General features: G+C 55.0%; 20 protein-coding genes. 10 read left to right on the top strand and 10 right to left on the bottom strand.

The window, feature by feature from the left end; genetic code table 11:
- Window position 1: 1 nt before the first annotated feature.
- The 7 genes from A3L08_RS08460 to A3L08_RS08430 all read right to left on the bottom strand — a co-directional run bounded on the left by A3L08_RS08460 (window position 2) and on the right by A3L08_RS08430 (window position 6928).
- Window positions 2-289, bottom strand: coding sequence for an iron-sulfur cluster assembly protein (locus A3L08_RS08460; RefSeq protein ID WP_088854595.1), 288 nt, complete (start codon window positions 287-289; stop codon window positions 2-4).
- A complete protein-coding gene (locus A3L08_RS08455) occupies window positions 279-1271 on the bottom strand; it encodes an ArsA family ATPase (RefSeq protein ID WP_088854594.1) in 993 nt (330 codons plus the stop codon). The genes A3L08_RS08460 and A3L08_RS08455 overlap by 11 nt, the downstream gene beginning before the upstream one ends.
- A 10-nt stretch (window positions 1272-1281) precedes the next feature.
- Window positions 1282-1563 (bottom strand): hypothetical protein, encoded by a 282-nt coding sequence (locus tag A3L08_RS08450; RefSeq protein WP_198362111.1) that lies wholly within the window; start codon window positions 1561-1563, stop codon window positions 1282-1284.
- Between the two features lie 49 nt (window positions 1564-1612).
- Window positions 1613-3367, bottom strand: coding sequence for a carbon starvation CstA family protein (locus A3L08_RS08445; protein WP_088854593.1), 1755 nt, complete (start codon window positions 3365-3367; stop codon window positions 1613-1615).
- A 180-nt stretch (window positions 3368-3547) separates the two neighbouring features.
- Complete coding sequence (locus A3L08_RS08440) at window positions 3548-5365, bottom strand: pyruvate/oxaloacetate carboxyltransferase (RefSeq protein WP_088854592.1); 1818 nt, start codon at window positions 5363-5365, stop codon at window positions 3548-3550.
- A gap of 125 nt (window positions 5366-5490) precedes the next feature.
- On the bottom strand, window positions 5491-6336 hold the full coding sequence (fba, locus tag A3L08_RS08435) for a class I fructose-bisphosphate aldolase (RefSeq protein ID WP_088854591.1): 846 nt from the start codon (window positions 6334-6336) through the stop codon (window positions 5491-5493).
- A gap of 34 nt (window positions 6337-6370) precedes the next feature.
- Complete coding sequence (locus A3L08_RS08430; RefSeq protein ID WP_088854590.1) at window positions 6371-6928, bottom strand: hypothetical protein; 558 nt, start codon at window positions 6926-6928, stop codon at window positions 6371-6373.
- Between the two features lie 63 nt (window positions 6929-6991).
- On the opposite strand from A3L08_RS08430, the gene A3L08_RS08425 reads away from it, so the two are divergent.
- From A3L08_RS08425 to A3L08_RS08410, 4 genes are all read left to right on the top strand, one after another.
- Window positions 6992-7696, top strand: a complete 705-nt coding sequence (locus A3L08_RS08425; protein ID WP_198362110.1) for a biotin--[acetyl-CoA-carboxylase] ligase — start codon at window positions 6992-6994, stop codon at window positions 7694-7696.
- A 99-nt stretch (window positions 7697-7795) separates the two neighbouring features.
- Entirely contained in the window at window positions 7796-9079 is a 1284-nt protein-coding gene (locus A3L08_RS08420; protein ID WP_088854588.1) for a dicarboxylate/amino acid:cation symporter, read from the top strand.
- A gap of 125 nt (window positions 9080-9204) precedes the next feature.
- Window positions 9205-10674 (top strand): exodeoxyribonuclease VII small subunit, encoded by a 1470-nt coding sequence (locus A3L08_RS08415; protein ID WP_088854587.1) that lies wholly within the window; start codon window positions 9205-9207, stop codon window positions 10672-10674.
- A gap of 70 nt (window positions 10675-10744) precedes the next feature.
- A complete protein-coding gene (locus A3L08_RS08410; protein WP_088854586.1) occupies window positions 10745-11383 on the top strand; it encodes an alanyl-tRNA editing protein in 639 nt (212 codons plus the stop codon).
- 6 nt (window positions 11384-11389) lie between these two features.
- On the opposite strand, the gene A3L08_RS08405 is transcribed toward A3L08_RS08410, so the two are convergent.
- Together A3L08_RS08405 and A3L08_RS08400 are read right to left on the bottom strand one after the other, a co-directional pair.
- Window positions 11390-12049 (bottom strand): DUF257 family protein, encoded by a 660-nt coding sequence (locus tag A3L08_RS08405; RefSeq protein WP_088854585.1) that lies wholly within the window; start codon window positions 12047-12049, stop codon window positions 11390-11392.
- A 65-nt stretch (window positions 12050-12114) separates the two neighbouring features.
- Window positions 12115-13113, bottom strand: coding sequence for a TIGR01177 family methyltransferase (locus tag A3L08_RS08400; protein WP_088854584.1), 999 nt, complete (start codon window positions 13111-13113; stop codon window positions 12115-12117).
- Between the two features lie 100 nt (window positions 13114-13213).
- Here A3L08_RS08400 and A3L08_RS08395 point away from each other — a divergent pair, with 100 nt between their 5' ends.
- From A3L08_RS08395 to A3L08_RS08370, 6 genes are all read left to right on the top strand, one after another.
- Complete coding sequence (locus tag A3L08_RS08395; RefSeq protein WP_088854583.1) at window positions 13214-13738, top strand: ferritin-like domain-containing protein; 525 nt, start codon at window positions 13214-13216, stop codon at window positions 13736-13738.
- A gap of 154 nt (window positions 13739-13892) precedes the next feature.
- Window positions 13893-14297: a hypothetical protein gene (locus A3L08_RS08390; protein ID WP_088854582.1), complete on the top strand. Its 405-nt coding sequence runs from the start codon at window positions 13893-13895 to the stop codon at window positions 14295-14297.
- 35 nt (window positions 14298-14332) lie between these two features.
- Window positions 14333-15382, top strand: coding sequence for a hypothetical protein (locus A3L08_RS08385; protein WP_088854581.1), 1050 nt, complete (start codon window positions 14333-14335; stop codon window positions 15380-15382).
- Window positions 15379-16122: an ABC transporter permease gene (locus A3L08_RS08380; RefSeq protein ID WP_088854580.1), complete on the top strand. Its 744-nt coding sequence runs from the start codon at window positions 15379-15381 to the stop codon at window positions 16120-16122. The genes A3L08_RS08385 and A3L08_RS08380 overlap by 4 nt, the downstream gene beginning before the upstream one ends.
- On the top strand, window positions 16119-16556 hold the full coding sequence (locus A3L08_RS08375; RefSeq protein WP_088854579.1) for a hypothetical protein: 438 nt from the start codon (window positions 16119-16121) through the stop codon (window positions 16554-16556). Before A3L08_RS08380 ends, A3L08_RS08375 begins: the two co-directional genes overlap by 4 nt.
- Window positions 16553-17248, top strand: a complete 696-nt coding sequence (locus tag A3L08_RS08370) for an ABC transporter ATP-binding protein (RefSeq protein ID WP_088854578.1) — start codon at window positions 16553-16555, stop codon at window positions 17246-17248. Before A3L08_RS08375 ends, A3L08_RS08370 begins: the two co-directional genes overlap by 4 nt.
- Window positions 17249-17513: 265 nt before the next feature.
- Here the strand turns inward: A3L08_RS08370 and A3L08_RS08365 are convergent, their stop codons facing one another.
- Window positions 17514-18038 (bottom strand): GNAT family N-acetyltransferase, encoded by a 525-nt coding sequence (locus A3L08_RS08365; protein WP_088854577.1) that lies wholly within the window; start codon window positions 18036-18038, stop codon window positions 17514-17516.
- Window positions 18039-18096 lie beyond the last annotated feature (58 nt).

Genomic DNA, 18096 nt, shown 5'->3' with positions numbered 1-18096 from the left:
CTCAATCATCCTCCGGATAGTACCTCTGGAAGCTCTTCGCGTCAAGTATTTCAACCTTTCCCAAATCCGAGAGAACTGCAACCGCGTCCCTCACTATCTTGGCCCGGACAGGCCAGGTGAGTGCATCCATAAAAGGCCCGTGGGTCCCCCTGGAGAGGTCGAGGTAAAGTCTTACTCCATCCTCATCCTCAACGATCGAGACGACCATACCCAGATCCACTATGTTCTCCTCCGTTACAGGATCTTTTACGTTCCTCAGCCGTTTGATTGCCTCTTCCTCAATCCCCAACTATCATTCCCCCAAGCCTCTTAAGCCACTCCATGCCCCGGGGCTCCTCCGCGAACATGGGGATTTTGAGTACTTCTACCCCACGGAACTCTCCCTTTATCTGCTCCAGCACCTTCTTCTGGGCATCGAGCTTCACCTTCAGCTCGGGGATTTCTCCGGACACGTTGATAACCTTGTTCACAACGATGAGCCTGAACGGAACCCTGAATTTCTTCAGTGTATCCCTTGCCCTGATGGTCTCGTACAGGGGCAGTGCCTCGGGGTTCATCACCGCAACGACGCTCGTCTTCTCGGGGTCAGTTATAACGCCATCGACGAACTGGACCTCTGAGCGGTATTTTTTGAGCTCGTTCATTACCTCATCCCTGCTCTCCTCCGTGGGCAGCTCAGCCTCTTCCTCACCCGCCTTGAACTTTAACGGCCCCTGGATGTTGGCTATGGCGGCGCGCTTCTCCAATATTTTCCTCCTGACGTCTATGAGTTTGTCCGCCCAGATAAGGGATATCTTGGGGAGCGCCAGAACGCGGAGTGTGAGGCCGGTGGGCGGGGTGTCGAAGACTATCACATCCCACTCGTCCCCTTTCATTAGGATGTCCCTTATGGCTTCAAGCGTGGCGTACTCCTCTATCCCCGGTGAGTACCTCAGAACCTCGAAGTACTTATCGAGGTTTATGACGGTCAGATAGCGGTAGGTGTGCTTTAGGTTTTTCTCCAGGTGTTCAAGGTAGCCCTTGATGAGCTTCTCCATGTCGAGCTCACTCGCGTAGAGGTTCTCGGCAAGCTTCTTCGGCCTGTCACCCAGCTTAGTCATGAAGACGTCGCCGAGGTTGTGAGCCGGATCAAGTGAGACGATGAGCGTTTTGTACCTCTTTTCAGCCAGCGCAACGGCTATGGAAGCGGAAGTCGTGGTCTTTCCCACGCCGCCTTTCCCTATGACGAACAGGACGCGGTAGTCCTTCTTGGGCAGAAGGTATTCCCTCATATCCACCACCTCACGTTATGTCGAAGAGCCCCGCGAGCTCTCCGAGGATGTCGTCCATATCCTCAGCTCTCCTCTGCATCACGTACAGCTCCCTCGCCATATGGGGAAGCAACCTCATGGTGAGGGTTGTCGGCGGGCTCGGAAGCCCGACGAAGGACCCCATTAGGAGGAGCGCGAAGACGTTCTCAAGCTCCCTCAGCTCGAATTCTACGTACTCGGTTGACTGCTCCCGAAACGACTGTTCAATGCCCTTCAGGAAGTCCTGGATGCTCTCTAAGATTCTCCTGGGCATCCTACACCCTCCAGAAATTTCAGAACCGATTAAAAAAGAGAAATTAAAATCAGGCCGCGCTCGCGGCGTACTCCTCTTCGGGCCTCTTCCACGCGACCCAGAAGTCCCATGCCAGGAGGAAGTTCAGGAGCAGGCTTACCACTAGGGCACCCTTGACCGCTATTAGGTACCTCCCGACCATCGGGACGTAGATGATGTACCATATCATTGCGGCGGTCACTGTAATCCAGAGGAAGATCGCCGGTATGAGGACGGCCCAGCTCCATGAGCCTGCCCTCTGTACCTTGGCGACCCAAAGAGCCCCTGTCATAAGGGCTATGCTGGCAAGCATCTGGTTCATGGCGCTGAAGGCAGGCCAGATGACCTTGTAGCTGGCCCCCCATGCGAGGTAGGTTCCGAGACCGGCGATTATTATCGAGGCGACCCACTTGTTGGTTATAAACTTCACGGCCCCCTTGCTCGTGTCTGCGACCATTCCGAAGAGCTCCTGCCAGGCAAACCTTCCGAGCCTCGTTGCGGTGTCGAGGGAGGTCAGGGTGAAGGCTGAGACCCAGAGGGTCGCGAAGGTCTTTCCGAAGGTCTCACTTACGCCGTAAAACTCGCTGACAGCCTTAGCGTAGCTTCCAATGAAGGCTCCAAGGCCGCCCTTCTCAATGTAATGGAGTCCCCACTGGTCTGGCTGGAGACCGGTGAGCTGGACGCCGTAGACGGCTATGGAGGTTATGACTACGGTCGCGAGGAAGCCCTCTGTGAACATTCCGCCGTAGCCCACGAGGAGGCCGTGGATCTCGTTGTCGAGCTGTTTTGAAGTTGTTCCGGAACCGACCAGGGAGTGGAAGCCGCTCAGGGAACCGCATGCTATTATGAGCGGTATCGTAGGCCAGAACGGTGATGCTACCGCTTTCGACCCCTCGCTGGTTACCCCCGTGACGACGTGGGCGCTCCAAGTGGTGTATGCGGGTGCCGTAAAGTTCTTGGCTAGGAGTGTGAGGGCGATGCCTCCGAAGAGAAGACCGAACCAGAGGATGTAGGCGTTCAGGTAGTCCCTGGGCTGGAGGAGTACCCAGACCGGAAGGGAGGCCGCTATGATGATATACACCATGAGGATTATGTTCCAGTAGTGATACGCGGTGGTGTAAGCGGCGGAAGTTGCGTCGGTCTGTCCATTAACAAAGACCAGCGGATACTTGAGGCCAAGCCAAACTGCTATCGCCAGAAGGATGAGGCCTACCAGGGTCGCAAGTTTGAACTCCATCTTCATCTTGTAGAGTAGCCAGCCGAGTATAACGGCCACCACGAGGAAGAGCAGCGTTGCCGTTGCCGCTTCTGGAGTGGTTGTCAGCAGCTTTGCCGTGACCGCAACGAAAGCGGCCACAACCAGCAGGAGAGTAAACCATACGTAAAGCTCGAAGGCTACACCAGTCCTCCTGCTCATTAGCTTTCCTGCAATCCACTGGACAGACTTACCATCGTAGCGAACCGATGACATCAGCGCTAGATAGTCATGGACGGCACCAATGAAGACGTTTCCGAACCAGACCCATATGAGTCCCGGAAGCCATCCCCATGCCATTGCGATTGCAGGGCCGGTTATCGGGCCCGCGCCTGCTATTGATGCGAAGTTGTGGCCGTAGAGGACGAGCGGGTGTGCCGGAACGTAGTCGACTCCGTCGTAGAGCCTGTGGGCAGGTGTTGGTCTGTTGGGGTCGGCCTTAACGACCTTGTTCTGAAGGCCCTTGCCGTAAGTAAAGTACATACCTAAATAAATGACAGCCGCTAGCAAAATAACTACCGAGGAGTTCATTTTTGCACCTCCATTTAGGTTCTGCACACTAACGTACACTTTAGATATTTAAATGCCTTTCGGCGATAGGCCGAAGCTTTTTCGTTTTTAAACTAAAGGTTGGAAACTCCGCCGTCCTCCGGCGAAAAGCATCTTTTTGGGTGCATAGTTAAAAGAAAGAAGGTGGTATAAGGTTCGTTTTCAGCCCAGCTCCATTAGTGCCTGTCCGGTGTCGACGGTGTCGCCTTCCTTCACGAGAATCTTCTTGACCACGCCATCTTTCGGCGCTGGAATCTCGTTCTCCATCTTCATTGCTTCTAAGACGAGTAATCCCTGTCCCGTTTTAACACTATCGCCTTCCTTAACGAGTATTCTCAGGATTTTGCCCGGCATTGGGGCTGTCACAACACCCTCCCCGGCTGGGGCTGGAGTCGGTGCCGCTGGCACCACAGGAGCAACCGGGGCCGGTGCTGGAGTTGGAGCTGCAGTCGGAACACTCGGAACAGAAACCAGCGCCGTGCCAGTGGATGGGGCCGTTGTGGGAGCCTGAGCCGAACTCGCTATCTGGGGCAGGTACTTCAGCGCGCTTAGGTCAACTCCCTCAACCCCCACCTCGAACTCGACGCCGTTTACGTAGAGCTTGAACGTCTGAGCGCTGGGCGACATTGAGGGAGTCTTTATTCCTCTTTTTCTCCTCTCAAAGAACTCCTTAGCAATCTGCGGGAAGAGGCAGTAGGTCAGAACGTCCTCCTCCTTCTCAAGGTAGCCGAGTTTCTCAAGCTCTTCCCTGCACGTCTCCAGCATGGGTTCAAGGAGCTCACCGGGCCTAACTGTTATCGGCTCGTCATCACCAAGGACGCGCTTCCTTAGCTCCGGGTTTACCTCTGCTGGCGGCCTCCCGTAGAGGCCCTTGATGTAGTTCTTGACCTCTTCAGTTATGCGCTCGTACCTGCCGAAGAGGACGTTGAGGACCGCCTGGGTGCCCACAATCTGGCTTGTTGGAGTGACCAGCGGCGGCCAGCCGAGGTCTTCCCTCACGCGCGGTATCTCCTCCAAAACCTCCTGGAGCCTGTCTAAGGCCTTCATCTCCTTTAACTGGCTTATCAGGTTGGAGTACATCCCACCGGGAACCTGGTACTTGAGGACGTAGGGGTTGACCATGAGGGCCTCTTTGTGGAGTAATCCAGAGTACTTCTCGTCCAAGAGCTTTTTGAGGTAGCGTGAGACCTCGTGAATCAACTCTCGGTCGAGATGAGAGCCAACGGCCTCAGGAAGTGCGTGCCATATCGTCTGTATGCCCGGCTGGGCCGTTCCAAAGGCGAGCGGGCTTATGGCAGTGTCTATGAAATCTGCCCCCGCTTCCACAGCCTTGAGGTAGGTCGCGACGGCCATTCCAGTTGTGGAGTGAGTGTGGACGTTGACCGGAACTCCATAGGTCTCCTTTATCTCGCTGACAAGCTCGTAGGCCTTCCGAGGCGTCAGAAGGCCCGCCATGTCCTTTATAGTTATGACGTCGACGTCGAGGGCAAGAAGCTCCTCGACCTTCTTCATGTAGTACTCGAGCGTGAAAACCTTCCCTGTCGTGTAGGCTATTGCGCCCTGAACCTCCGCTCCCACTTCCTTGGCCTTTCGTATAGCAACCTCCATATTCCGGACGTCGTTGAGGGCATCAAAAACCCTGAATATGTCTATCCCGTTCTTATGGGCCAGTTCCACAAAGCGCCCAACCACGTCGTCGGGGTAGTGCTTATAACCGACGACGTTCTGGCCTCTCAGCAGCATCTGGAGCTTGGTCTTTTTTATGTGCTCTCTGAGGAGCCTAAGCCTCTCCCAGGGATCCTCGTTGAGGTAGCGGATGCAGACGTCGAAAGTCGCCCCTCCCCAGACTTCCATGGAGTAGAATCCGATTCTGTCCATCTTCTCGGCTATGGCTAACATATCCTCCGTTTGCAGGCGCGTCGCTATGAGCGACTGGTGAGCGTCCCTGAAGGTTGTGTCAATAATTTCAACCCTCGCCATTTTTCCCACCTCTATCCAGGGCTAAGCCTGCGGGTTTAAAAGTCTAACGACGTTTGAGGAAAAAACATTCGTCTATAGTCGAAAACAACCCCAATGGATAACCCCGGTAAAATGGAAAACAGGGATTAAAGAAGCCCCTCTGCCTTCGCCGCCTCCTCAGGGTCCTCGTTCCTGTGTACGACCTTGAGGAGGGCCTTTATGAAGGGCTCCGGGTTCTCGCGCTGGAAGATGTTTCTGCCGACGACGGCCCCAGCGCCTCCGGCCTCTATGACCTCCCAGACGAGCTTGAGGAAGTCAACCGGGTTGTCGGTCTTCGCCCCGCCGCTGAGTAGGACGGGAACTCCGGCGGCGGCTTCGACCACCTTGGCGAAGGTCTCCTTAGAGCCCGTCCAGTAGGTCTTTATCATGTCTGCACCGCTCTCAACGGCGGCCCTTGCTCCGTACATGACGACGCGGTAATCCTCCTTTTTACCATAGCGCTCGTTGATGTAGGGGCCGCGCGGGTAGGCGAACTGGACAACAGGGAAGCCCAGATCATGGGCGTAGCTCGCTATCTCCGCGAACTGGCGCATCATGACGTCCTCCTGGGGTGAACCCCAGTAGACGGTTGCCGCTATCGCGTCGGCGCCGAGCTTCACCGCGTCTTCAACAAAACCCAGCTGGCTCTGGAGGAGCTGGTCATCCTTCGGCCTGAGCTCCGTCTTGCTGGTGAGCTTTATCATGAGCCCCGTGTCGGGCTTGAGCTCGTCAACGGCCAGCCTGGCAACTCCAGGAAGCATCATAACGCCGTCTATGCCGGCTCTGACGACCTTCCTCATGATTATCCTCGGGTCAACGTGCTCCCAGTGCTCCTCGAAGTCGGTCGGCCCGTGCTCGAAGCCGTGGTCCATCGCAAATATTAAGGCCCTCCCGTCCCTGCGGAAGAACCTCTTCATCCTCCTCCTAATGCCAACGCTCTGGTATGCGTCCATACTAATCACCGGGAGTGATATATCCCGAGAGGATTTAAGGTTTTTCCTCACCGTGGAACTGTTCCCACCAGAACTCTATGCTGCCAAAGATGTCCACACTTTGATCCTCACTCTTCCAGCTGTCGGTGAACTCCCACGTGAGACCATCCCCAAAGTCATCTTCTTCAGGTACGTAGTGGTCCCAATAGATTATCTCATCCACGATATCCATGATAAGCCCGAGAACGGCATCGCTAAGCTCCTTTACGTCATAACTGCTAGGTCTTCCGTGGGCTATGACTCCCATCTCCAACTTTAGGGTGGCAGTTATAATTTCTTTGCCGTTATGGATTTCGAGGCTATGAACCTTTATCCCACGACCCCGTATAACGTCCGTTAGAAGATCCTCTGTCCAGAACTCCGAAGGTTCCTCACGTAGCTTTTCTATCCCTACCGCAGCGTAGAGAGGTCTGGCATTTTCCACTGCCGACATCTTCAGGTAAGCCACAAAGTTTACTGCGATCGTTGAACCTCTCTTTGAGCCCGTGAAGATTATTCCCTTTCCCGTGTCGTCATCATAGACGAAACCGTCTGGTCTAGAGTGCAGCGCCACGTTACCACCTATGTTAGTTTAGCAGAATCAGTTTAAATCCCTTCTGGATATATCAAAAGGGTGATGGATATCAAATGGAAAATCATCCATCTCAATGAGGTTGACTCGACCAACGAGTACGCCAAGCGCATCGCGGCAGATTCTCCCGAGGGAACCGTGGTCGTTGCGAAGCGCCAGACCGCTGGAAAAGGAAGGAAAGGGCGCTCCTGGGCCTCTCCAGAGGGTGGCCTCTGGCTCAGCGTCGTTTTCAAGCCCCCCCGGCTCGACCCGAGGTTTGTCTTCGTCGGCGCCCTGGCGGTCGTCGACACGCTGGTCGACTTTGGAATCGCCTCAGGGATCAAGTGGCCCAACGACGTCTGGGCGGGCGAGAGGAAAATAGCTGGCATTCTGACGGAGGGAAAGGGAAACGAGTACACCATCATGGGGATAGGCATTAACGTGAACAATCCCATTCCGGAGGAACTGAGGGAAAGCGCTACCTCGATGTTCCAGCTTTTGGGGAGGGAGGTTCCGCTGGAGAAAGTCCTTGAGAGACTCCTCTTCCACCTCAGCGGCTGGTACAGGGTTTTCTTGGAGAGGCCGGACTTACTGATGGCCAAGGTGCGTGAGAAAACCTTCATCCTCGGCAGAACCGTCAGGGTTATTCGGGATGGGAGAGAGCTTATCGGGCGGGCAATGGACGTTCTTGATGATGGCTCATTACTGCTGGATGCTGCCGGACAGCTAAAGAGAATCCTGTACGGCGATGTTTCGTTAAGGTTAGTTTAAGTTTTTTGTCAATCCTTCATAATCTTACCCAGAAAATTAATATAGTTACGGTTTTCACCATTTTATCGCTGTCGCTTAAATTCCTAGGGGGTGTGCTCAATGGGGCTCTTGAGAAAATACCTGGACTATCCGGTTCTGTGGAAGATACTCTGGGGCCTTATCCTCGGTGCCATCGTTGGTCTAGCCCTTGGAAAGGCAGGTTACGCCGATGCAGTTAAGGTGTACATCAAACCCTTTGGTGACCTCTTTGTCCGCCTGTTGAAGATGTTAGTGATGCCGATAGTGCTGGCCTCTCTCGTCGTCGGTGCGGCGAGCATAAGCCCGGCAAGGCTCGGAAGGGTCGGCGTGAAGATAGTGCTCTACTACCTCCTCACGTCGGCCTTCGCCGTGTTCTTCGGCCTGCTGATGGGCAACCTCTTCAGGGTCGGCACGGGCATAAGCCTCGGCACCGGAGAGGGGAAGGCTATAGAGGCAACCCGGCCATCGCTCGTGACGACACTGCTCAACATAGTGCCAACGAACCCCTTTGCATCCCTCTCAAACGGCGAGGTTCTCCCTGTTATCTTCTTCGCCATAATCCTGGGCATAGCGCTGACCTACCTGATAAACAGGGATGACGAGAGGGTCAGAACAGCCGGAACCACTCTCCTCAGGGCGTTTGATGGACTCGCCGAGGCCATGTACCTCATCGTCGCGGGTGTAATGCAGTACGCTCCCATAGGTGTCTTCGCCCTTATAGCCTACGTCATGGCTGAGCAAGGAACCAAGGTCGTTGGCCCGCTGGCAAAGGTCGTGGTTGCGGTTTACATCGGCCTCATCCTCCAGATAGTCCTCGTCTACTTCGTCCTGCTCAAAGTGTTCGGCATCGACCCGCTCAAGTTCCTAAAGAAGGCCAAGGATGCGATGCTCACCGCTTTCGTCACAAGGAGTTCAAGCGGAGCCCTGCCCGTTACGATGCGCGTTGCGGAAGAGATGGGTATTGACAGGGGAATCTTCTCCTTCACCCTGCCGCTCGGTGCGACGATAAACATGGACGGAACGGCACTCTACCAGGGTGTCACAGTCCTCTTTGTGGCAAACGCCATAGGCTACCCGCTCACGCTCGGCCAGCAGCTTACGGTTGTCCTCACAGCGGTTCTCGCTTCAATAGGGACCGCCGGCGTCCCCGGTGCCGGAGCCATAATGCTCGCGATGGTTCTCCAGAGCGTCGGTCTCGACCTCACCGCGGGAAGTCCGGTGGCTCTAGCGTATGCCATGATACTCGGAATCGACGCCATCCTCGACATGGGCAGGACCATGGTCAACGTCACTGGCGACCTGACCGGAACGACGATAGTTGCAAAGACCGAGGGCGAACTCGACGAGTCCGCGTGGAAGGACTGAGCTTCCATTTTCAGGCCTTTTCTCTCCAGTTTTTGCTTCCCCTTCTTCCCTTTCCCTTTGGGATAAAGTTAAATACTCCACCGTGGCGCTAATTACCGGCACAGATAGAATGGAGGTAGTGTATAATGAAAAAAGTCCTTGCGGCCATATTCGCCGCGATTCTCCTGACGTCCTTCGTTGGGCCGGGTTTCGTCTCGGCCGGGGACGAGGTTCAGGTTTACAAGCAGGGCTTCACCCTCAAGATAGCCCTTATGCCCAACGGCAGCGCCAACATAACCATGACCAGTGTCCTGCTTGGCCCGAAGGAAGCTATTGACAAGCAGAGGGAGACTATACTCAACGAGACTCAGAACGGCAACATGACGATCGAAGAGGCCATAAAGAAGTTCGAGCAGGAGCAGCTGGCCAGGTACATCCAGGGTCTCACCCAGGCGGGCGTCAAACTGGTGAACGAGAGCATGAAGTCATACGGCATAGAAGAGGGCAACAACATAACCCTTGTCTTCAACGCGATAGCCCTGGACTACGCCAAGTACTATTCCTACGATCATCACTGGGAGGTCTGGGTTGATCCAACGAGGGGCTACGCCTCCATGATGGTTCCCGACACGGGCTTTCCCTTTGGTATAGAGTCAAACAACACCTTCATCGTCGTCCTCCCGCCTAACGCCACGCTACTCAGTTACCCAAAGCCCTTCGTCAAGCAGTACAACCAGAGCCGCTTCGTGGTCGGGTCGAGTGTAGAGGGGAACACCGTCGTCGTGCGCTCCCACATATACATAGAGCCCTGGCTGACCCCGGACGGCTACAAAACACTCTTTGGAGATTACAATGACTACTACATCCGCTATGAGACCCCCTACGAGGGAGTCGAACACTACGATAAGAGTGTAACCAACGAGTACGTTACCCTCAACATCTACTCCAACGGCACCGTGAGGCTCCACATGAAGGACGAGTACGTTGAGCCTCTCAGGGACGTTATCACCAGGAAGGCAGAGATAGTCTCCTACGGCGTCAAGAACGTGACGGAGTACATACTGAGGACCTACTCCCTGGCCCTTGGATACCAGGGTGCCATAGTGGACGGTGGCAAGGTCACCATTCTCGGACTCAACGAGACCACCGCGCCCCTAGTCATCGACGCCGAGTACACCCTCAGAAACTTCACCAAGTACGAGAACGGCTCCTACGTCTACACCTTCGACCCCACCCTCGGAATGGCTAACGGCCTGACCTCCAGGGTCGAGTACGAGGTGAACAACACCCTATACCTGACGCTCAACCTCTCTGAGGGAGGCGATTTCCTGGAGATACCCTCCAACATAAGCCGCGAGGTGAAGGGCAACCGCTTCACAATGACCGTGGTCAGGAACGGCAACATCCTCAGGATAACCTCGAACGTTTACCTACGCTACGGGGCCCAGCCGGAGGACGTGAAGGAGCTCCTGGCCAACTACACCAGTGCCACCGTCAGATACACCCTGCCGGCTGAGGGAACCGGGGGCGGAATGAGCAGCACCCAGAAGGTTATAGCAACTGTCGTCGCGGCCCTGCTCATAGTAGGGGCCATAGCCTTCTGGAAGAGGCGCTGAGCTTTTCCTTTTTGTTCCCTTTTCGATATCCATTTAAATGATGTCCACCAACTATTCTGAGGTGATGAAAGTGACGAGGAAGCTCTACTACGAGGACGCCTACCTGAAGGAGGCCAAAGCAAAGGTTCTGGAAGTCAGGGAGAATGCCCTCCTGCTCGACCAGACGATTTTCTACCCGACCGGCGGTGGCCAGCCCCACGACAAGGGGACGATAAACGGGGTCGAAGTCCTTGACGTCTACAAGGACGATGCCGGAAACGTCTGGCACGTCGTTGCCGAGCCTGAGAGGTTCAAGGTTGGGGATGAAGTCGAGCTCAAAATCGACTGGGACTACAGGTACAGGTTGATGAGGATCCACAGCGCGATGCACCTGCTGGAGCACGTCCTCAACGAAGTCCTTCCGGGGGAGTGGGAGCTTTACGGCAGTGGAATGAGCGCCGAGAAGGGCCGCTACGACATAGTCTATCCCGAGAACGTCAACCAGTACAAGGAACAGATAATCGAGACCTTCAACCGCTACGTCGACGAGGGCGGCGAGATGAAGATATGGTGGGAAGGGGAGACGCGCTACACCCAGATAAGGGACTTCGAGGTCATTCCCTGCGGCGGGACCCACGTGAGGGACATAAAGGAGATAGGGCACCTGAAGAAGCTCAAGCGCTCCAGCCTCGGAAAAGGGAAACAGAGGATTGAGATATGGCTTGAGTGAGCCCTTTTATTCGTTCCCCTTTATTGGGACACTCACCGTCCACCCGTACTCCCCTGGAAAGATGGACTTGACGACCCTCAAAGTGAACCCCTCTCCATTGAACTCGCTTTTGAGGACACGGGTGGCGTGCTCCCGCAGCTCTTTTATCGTGGTCTCATTTACCAGATCCCTGTTGACGATGTAAATGGCAACCCTTTCGCTGCTCCCAATGTGAGGCCTAACCATGTGGCCGAATATCTTCTCCCTTTCCTTGGGGTCGTTTTCATACCTGAGAAGAACTTTATCAAAGCCGACTATAACCCTGAAAGGAGGATTTCCGGTCTTCTGGAGAAGTTCCTCGTAGTATCTCTTCCGTACGGCTGGCTCTTTGCTCATGTCTATCTTCCCGATGACGTTTCCGGTATCGATGATGCCGCCCATCTTGATGACCGGTGAGTGGTCTATTGGGGAAGTCTTCAACCCAGAGAGTTCCAAGTGGACCCTGAAAACGTGAAGCTGGTCGAGTTCATCTATTATAACAGCGCCTCCTTTTCTCTCCGTCTCCCTGAGCAGTTCCAGGAGGAGAATGTGGACAGGTTCATCCGAGTGATACTCAATGATGACGTCTTCCCCCCTCACCAAGCGTGACAGAAATTCTTCCAATGTTATAGTTCGATTATCGCACATCGATTCTCACCATAACAATATAGCCAAAGCTGGATAAAAGCTTTTCTAGAAGACTATTCCCAGGGTTAGGGCCTTTCGAACACGTAGAAGTACCGTTCAAGGCTTTTATGGACGCGTTGGTAGTACCTCGCGAGGAGCTTAAATCCTATTCTTTCGGCTTCGGTTCTACCGTCGAAGTCGGCCGGAAACGCTATCGCCAGCCTTCCTCCCGGTTTAAGCACGTTGTACATGCTCTCCAAGGCTTTCCTGTAGAGCTCGTCTCTCTTCCTTCCCGCGAGGGTCGCCGAAGTGCCGTAGGGTGGATCCGTCGCTATCGCCTCGAACCTCTTGTTGGGAAACAGCTCCTCCAGCTTCGTTGCATCTCCGAGCTTCAGCTCGTAGTCTTTGATGCCGTAGTGCCTGAGGTTCATCTCAGCCCCTTCAACCATCTCGGGCTTTATGTCAACGCCATAGACCTTCAGGCCGATTAGGCCGGCCTCCATCAGAATCCCGCCGGCGCCCATGAAGGGGTCAAGGATTTCCCTCTTCGCTTTGGTGAGGTTCACCAGGGCCCTGGAAACCCTCGGGTGGAGTGAGATGGGTCTGAAGAAGGGCCTGTGGTGGGCCTTCCTTTTTTCAAAGTCCTTGGGGTCGAAGAACTTCAGCCTTATTCCGGCGTAGAGCCTCTCGCCGCAGTAGACTCTCACGAGCGTGTCCGGCTTTGAGAGGTTCACTTTAAACCCCTGCGCGTGTATAACTGCTCCGAGCTTCCTCGGCAGGTCCAAAACGTTAAAGCGGCAGTTGGCCATTGTCTCGGTGTCAACCTTGAAGGTTCCTTTGATCGGCCACTCGACTTCTCCCGCCTTCTCGAGGAGTTCTTCGATGGAATCCGCCTCAACGATCAGTTCCCCATACTCGTGTGCTAGGCCGAGTCTGTTGAGGTAGTGGAAGGATTTTTCATCCGCGTCTATCTTCAGAAACAGGTAGTCCTGACCAACTATCTCTCCGCCGGCCAGCTCCAGCATGGCCCTAACTTCGTCCCTTGCCATCTCCGGGAGGTTTCCGAGTATCTCGAGGTAGAGCATGGTTTCAGCTTTTCAGCGAGGTTTTTAAGCCTTGCCCGGTGGGCATTTCTACCCAGAAAGGTTAATATATGTTCAGGCGTAAGTGTTAGTGGTGATTTCTGTGGAGATAACGGACAAAGAGGTTTTTGAGATAGCAAGAAACGCGGAGATTAGGGCCAAGGAGGCCTATGAAAAGCTTGCCTCCGCGGTTAAGAGTGACATCATAAGGGATGAACTGCTCTTCTTGGCAAGGGAGGAAGACAAACACAGGGAAATAATTGAAAAAATGGCTGAGCGCTTCCAGAGCGGTGAGGGTGAGCCGAAGAAGGTGGAGATAGACGTTATGGCTGAGTTCAAGATCATAGCGGAGAAGATGGCGGAGGCCATCAAAAAGCCCGACCTCAACCTTGACGAGGTATACGAGATAGCCATGGAGGCGGAGCTCGTCAGCGAGAAGCTCTACAACGAACTGGCGAAGTACGCCGCCACCGAGAAGACGAAGGTTCTTCTCAACATGCTCGCCGACATGGAGAGGAACCACTACAACATCCTCAAAAAGCAGTACGACTACATAACCCGCTATCCCGAGATCTACAAGGAGGAGTTCTACGACCAGCTCATGAAGGACATAAACTTCAACTTCTGACGGCTTTCTTACCTTCCTTTGTATTTTGGATTATCCGGATTTTTAGGTGTTTACTGTTGCCCCTATAAGTTGTTTGCTGTGAACTTTAGAACACCGAAAGACTAATAAATGGCTACAACGTAACTTTAAGTGCAAAACCCCGTTGGGGGGGGCGATGCCCAGGAAGGTGTTGGCCCTGTTCCTGCTGGGAGTTTTGTTCTTTGCAGGAGTGGCCGTAGCACTGAACGGAAAAGAGCCAGAGGCAATAACTAGGGATCCTCTTGTCCATGACGAGAACACCTACGCGCCCACGGAAGATGGAAGCCTCTACTGCTGGATAAGCGGGTACGCAAGCCAGAGCCAGCCCGGTTACCTCTACAACATATACGGTAACGCTGGTTCGACTGGAGTCTGCGATCTGTGGACCAAGAAGTTCAGTCCGTCCACCGCAACCCCCACCGGCCGGATACGCCTGGGACTCTGCCCAGGTGGCCGCCACCGGCTGGTGCCCCTTCTGGCCCAAGACCATCTACGCCGAGATAACCTGGGTTCCGGGAATTACCTATACAAGCACGGCTGAAGAAAGTTGAGTGAATCGGAATCGGGGGGAATCATATGGAGAGGGTTTCTAAGCTCTTCGTTCTTCTCTTTTTTGTTCTTTTGGTTCTAAGCCCGCCCGTCTCGGCAACGCCCTACTGGTTCAAGGAAGGAATATACGCCAAGTACGTCGCCAGAGGCTGGCTATCAATCGACCTGAACACCTCTACTGGGAACGTGACCTACTACTGTCCTAGGGTGGAGTTCACGTGGCGCGTCCTCAACGTTTCCGGCGATATAGGCCGGGTATCACTCCTTCTCCTCGGGTTCAATTGCACCCGGGAGGCTTACTCCACCCTCAGCCTGGAGGAGGCGACGACCCTTCTCCGGAAGTACCAGGAGCGTTACAACTTCACGGGCGGGGGTTGCCTTGAGGTGCCCGTAGCGGGGGGCAACGTTACCGTGTGCGAGGAGAGTTACTCTGAACAGACGGCACAGGGCTCCTTTGGCCTGATGATCACGGACGGGAAGGGCAGGCTGTTCAACAAGTCCTACGTACCGGAGAACTTCAGCAGGGCAGGGGTTGTTGAAATCGATCTGACCACGGGAGAAATCCACGTGAACGGAACCCCTGTTGGGGGAAACTTCCTCTGGGCCGAGAACCCGGCCAACGTGACAGGACTTGAGATACTTCCCGGGCTGAAAATCGAGACGGTCAAGATGATAAACTCGACCGCGATGACATACTACGGAGACTTCAACGCCCCGGTTTACATGACCCACACGAACATGCTGAACCTGAAATGGGTTGTTGGAAAGGACGTTATCCTCTACGATGGCTCAAGCGGCCTGGCGATAGCCCTCTACACGCCCTTCAGCCCGCTGTGGAAGGCCCTTGGCGTGAGCAGTGCCATGATTCAGGACACCGAGTTTGCCAGGGAGCATGCGAAGGAGATAAAGGAAGGCAACAAGATGCCTCCCTTTGGCCTCGTACTGGCCGAGACCAACATAGACTTCACGAAGCCTGCTGAGCTTCCCGACGAGGGGCCCTCAAAGACCGCCATAGCGGCGGCGGTTGGAGTGGCAGCAATCCTCGTAGCTCTCGTCCTCTGGAGGTGGGGGCGTTGAAGGAAGTCCTCCGCTGGGAGCTCCGCTCCCCCTTAAACCTTGCCATGACCTCCGGGGGTGCGGTTCTGATAGGGCTGGTCATGAAGCGGTACTACATGACCTGGAGTGCGAGCTCTCACGGGGGGCCGTACGGGGTTGACATACTGGGTTCCATCTTTCGCGACGCGTTCACCGGTGACGTCTACCTCCTCCTGGCCCTCCTCGTGCCCTTCCTCGTCACACTGGCGGTGAGGCTTGAAAGAGACGAGGGGGTCGCGCTTTCCGTCTACTCCCTCCCGGTTTCAAGGGTCAGAATCCTCCTCGCCAAGTTCTTGGCGGCTTTCCTTGTGCTCTTCATCTTCGTCTTCTCGGTGCACCTGCTGCTCTTCTACCTCCACTTCGCGGACACCCCCAAAGCCGTTATCGGGGTGCTGAAAGTTCAAGCCATACCAATGGCTTTCTTCTACCTCTCGGCCCTTCTCTTTATGGTTTCAGTTGCGGCCGTTGTTGCAATAGCCTCACCCAACACCTACGTTTCAATCTTCGGCGGCTTCGTGCTCCTCTACCTCCCCGAGTTCCTAGGCGCCGGGTGGTTCTGGCTCCTGAAGTGGAGGGACGCACTGGGCAACTACAAGTGGGCCACGATATCCCTGAGCATGGACCCGGTCTTTGGCTGGGAGTTCATCAAAGCATCACTCCTCCCCGCCCTCGTCCTCACGGCTCTCTACCTCCTCGTCGGCAACTGGAGGGACGTGAGATGAGACTCTTTCGGGTTCTCCTCCTCACCCTGATGCTGGTCTCGCTCCTGAGCCTGGGCCTGCAGTCGGGCCTCGAACCCAGCGACGTCCACTACCACAACGCGTTCGTGGCCGGGAGGGAGGCGACGGCGGTTTACATCTCCTCAACATCCTCAGCAAAGCTCTACGCCGTTGGCATCGGGGAATTCAGGGTGAGGGACGTTCAGACCGATGAGGTGATATTCTCTGGAAGGGTTAACGGCAACGGGGCCTTCGCGGTGGTGTTCCCCCACCCCGGCTTCTACGAGTTCAGCGGAAACTCCAGCCAGGGCATTACGATAACGATAACGCCCGTCGACGTCGGCTTTCCCGGGAAACAGAAGACGATGCACCTGTGGATAGCTGTCCTCTTCGGCGGGCTGCTGGCCGTAACGCTCCTCGGGGGTGGCAGGAGATGACCGTAATCCGGGCGGAAAACCTGCACAAGTACTTTGGCCCTATAAAGGCCCTCCAGGGGGTGACCGTTGAAATTCCGGAGGGCTTAACGCTCATCCTCGGCCCGAACGGCGGGGGGAAGAGCACGTTCATGAAGGTTGCCCTCGGGCTCTACAGGCCGACGAAGGGTAGCGTGAGGCTCCTGGGAAAAGACCCCTGGAAAAGTCCCGAGGCAAGGAAGGGCGTCGGCGTCGCCTTCGACCCCGGGAGGTTCCCCAAGCTGACGACCGGGCGGGAGTGGCTGGAGTTCATAGCGCGGGGCAGGGGGGCCAGTGCGGGGGACGTCGAGAAGGCCGCCGGGCTGTTCGGCATCGAGGACGCCCTCGACAGGAGGATAGAGGGCTACTCCTCGGGAATGCTAAAGAGGCTGAGCCTCGCCCAGGCATTCGTTGGAGAGCCTGATGTCATCTTCCTCGATGAGCCCCTTGCCAACGTGGACTTTGAGAGCGTCGCTGAAATAGTCGGCGTCATTGGGAAGTGGAAGGGTTGGGGAAAGAGCTTCGTGATCATAAGCCACCTATGGGAGCCCTTCGAGAACCTGGCCGACTACGGCGTGGTCATCAGCGGCGGGAAGGTCTACCTAGAGGGTCCGTTTGTCGACATAAGGGATGACGTGGAGGCCATGTTCCGGCCGCCGTCGGTTGCCACTGAGTAAAGCCCTCTGTTTTTTACCCTCCAAACTCTCCGTTGAGTGCCACCCATGCCACTTATATCAGGAAGGCCAGAGTTGCATACTCTCTTGGCCCTTAATCGTCCGTCTTTCACCTTCTTGCCATGAAGAAAGTCTGAGCGGGCTTTACGCCCAGAGGAGGTCAGAAGTAGTACAAAAACGCCTTTTCTCATGGTCTCACAGTCGAATTTGCTCTTATGACTCTACCCGTGGATGTATAAAAGGGTTTGTGGGCAGATTTGAGGGGCGGTTATTCCTTTTTCAGCACCACAAACTCCTTGTAGTCCATGACCTTGGTGAAGCCCTTTCTCATATAGTATGAATAAGCCTCAAGGTTGGGGAAGGTTATCACGTAGGCCTCCTTACCTAACTCCTTCAGCCTCTCCACCGCGAACTCAAGGAGCCTTGAACCGTAGCCTTTACCCCTGTAAGCTGGATCCACCATGAAGAACTCGATGAGGCCGGTCTTCTCGTTTTTTATCTCCTCAGGTACCCACCAGACGTCCTTGCCTTTAAGGTTGTAGACTAGCGCGACGGTTCCGATTATTCGTCCATTTTCCCTCAGGACGTAGAGCTCGTCAAACTCCTCACCGAGTCTGAACTCCAGAAAGGGCTCGTAGACCCTTTTGAAGCCTTCGAAGTCGTCCGTTGAGGGTTTTTTCTCCACCCATTCGAGTGCAGGGTAAGCCCCACCGGTACCTTGGTAAACTCGAAAGACGAACCGTACAAGCTCGTTCTTTAGCTCAAGCGGCCTTTGCACACGCTCAATATCCATCGAACGCTCACCGAAGGTTATATATTACCCACCGGATAAATACTATTCGGTGAACATT

Origin of the sequence: Thermococcus pacificus, assembly GCF_002214485.1 — an archaeon.
Taxonomy (GTDB): domain Archaea; phylum Methanobacteriota_B; class Thermococci; order Thermococcales; family Thermococcaceae; genus Thermococcus; species Thermococcus pacificus.
The sequence above is the reverse complement of the archived record's forward strand: the minus strand, read 5'-3'. Positions and strand labels throughout refer to the sequence as shown.

What these genes read in the sequence shown, in the direction of transcription:
- A3L08_RS08385 (WP_088854581.1), top strand. Translation starts at nt 14,333, where the DNA reads ATGGAGAGGGTTTCTAAGCTCTTCGTTCTTCTCTTTTTTGTTCTTTTG.
- A3L08_RS08375 (WP_088854579.1), top strand. Translation starts at nt 16,119, where the DNA reads ATGAGACTCTTTCGGGTTCTCCTCCTCACCCTGATGCTGGTCTCGCTC.
- A3L08_RS08450 (WP_198362111.1), bottom strand. Translation starts at nt 1,563, where the DNA reads ATGCCCAGGAGAATCTTAGAGAGCATCCAGGACTTCCTGAAGGGCATT.
- A3L08_RS08365 (WP_088854577.1), bottom strand. Translation starts at nt 18,038, where the DNA reads ATGGATATTGAGCGTGTGCAAAGGCCGCTTGAGCTAAAGAACGAGCTT.
- A3L08_RS08440 (WP_088854592.1), bottom strand. Translation starts at nt 5,365, where the DNA reads ATGGCGAGGGTTGAAATTATTGACACAACCTTCAGGGACGCTCACCAG.
- A3L08_RS08390 (WP_088854582.1), top strand. Translation starts at nt 13,893, where the DNA reads ATGCCCAGGAAGGTGTTGGCCCTGTTCCTGCTGGGAGTTTTGTTCTTT.
- A3L08_RS08445 (WP_088854593.1), bottom strand. Translation starts at nt 3,367, where the DNA reads ATGAACTCCTCGGTAGTTATTTTGCTAGCGGCTGTCATTTATTTAGGT.
- A3L08_RS08415 (WP_088854587.1), top strand. Translation starts at nt 9,205, where the DNA reads ATGAAAAAAGTCCTTGCGGCCATATTCGCCGCGATTCTCCTGACGTCC.
- A3L08_RS08370 (WP_088854578.1), top strand. Translation starts at nt 16,553, where the DNA reads ATGACCGTAATCCGGGCGGAAAACCTGCACAAGTACTTTGGCCCTATA.
- A3L08_RS08405 (WP_088854585.1), bottom strand. Translation starts at nt 12,049, where the DNA reads ATGTGCGATAATCGAACTATAACATTGGAAGAATTTCTGTCACGCTTG.
- A3L08_RS08425 (WP_198362110.1), top strand. Translation starts at nt 6,992, where the DNA reads ATGGATATCAAATGGAAAATCATCCATCTCAATGAGGTTGACTCGACC.
- fba (WP_088854591.1), bottom strand. Translation starts at nt 6,336, where the DNA reads ATGGACGCATACCAGAGCGTTGGCATTAGGAGGAGGATGAAGAGGTTC.
- A3L08_RS08400 (WP_088854584.1), bottom strand. Translation starts at nt 13,113, where the DNA reads ATGCTCTACCTCGAGATACTCGGAAACCTCCCGGAGATGGCAAGGGAC.
- A3L08_RS08420 (WP_088854588.1), top strand. Translation starts at nt 7,796, where the DNA reads ATGGGGCTCTTGAGAAAATACCTGGACTATCCGGTTCTGTGGAAGATA.
- A3L08_RS08455 (WP_088854594.1), bottom strand. Translation starts at nt 1,271, where the DNA reads ATGAGGGAATACCTTCTGCCCAAGAAGGACTACCGCGTCCTGTTCGTC.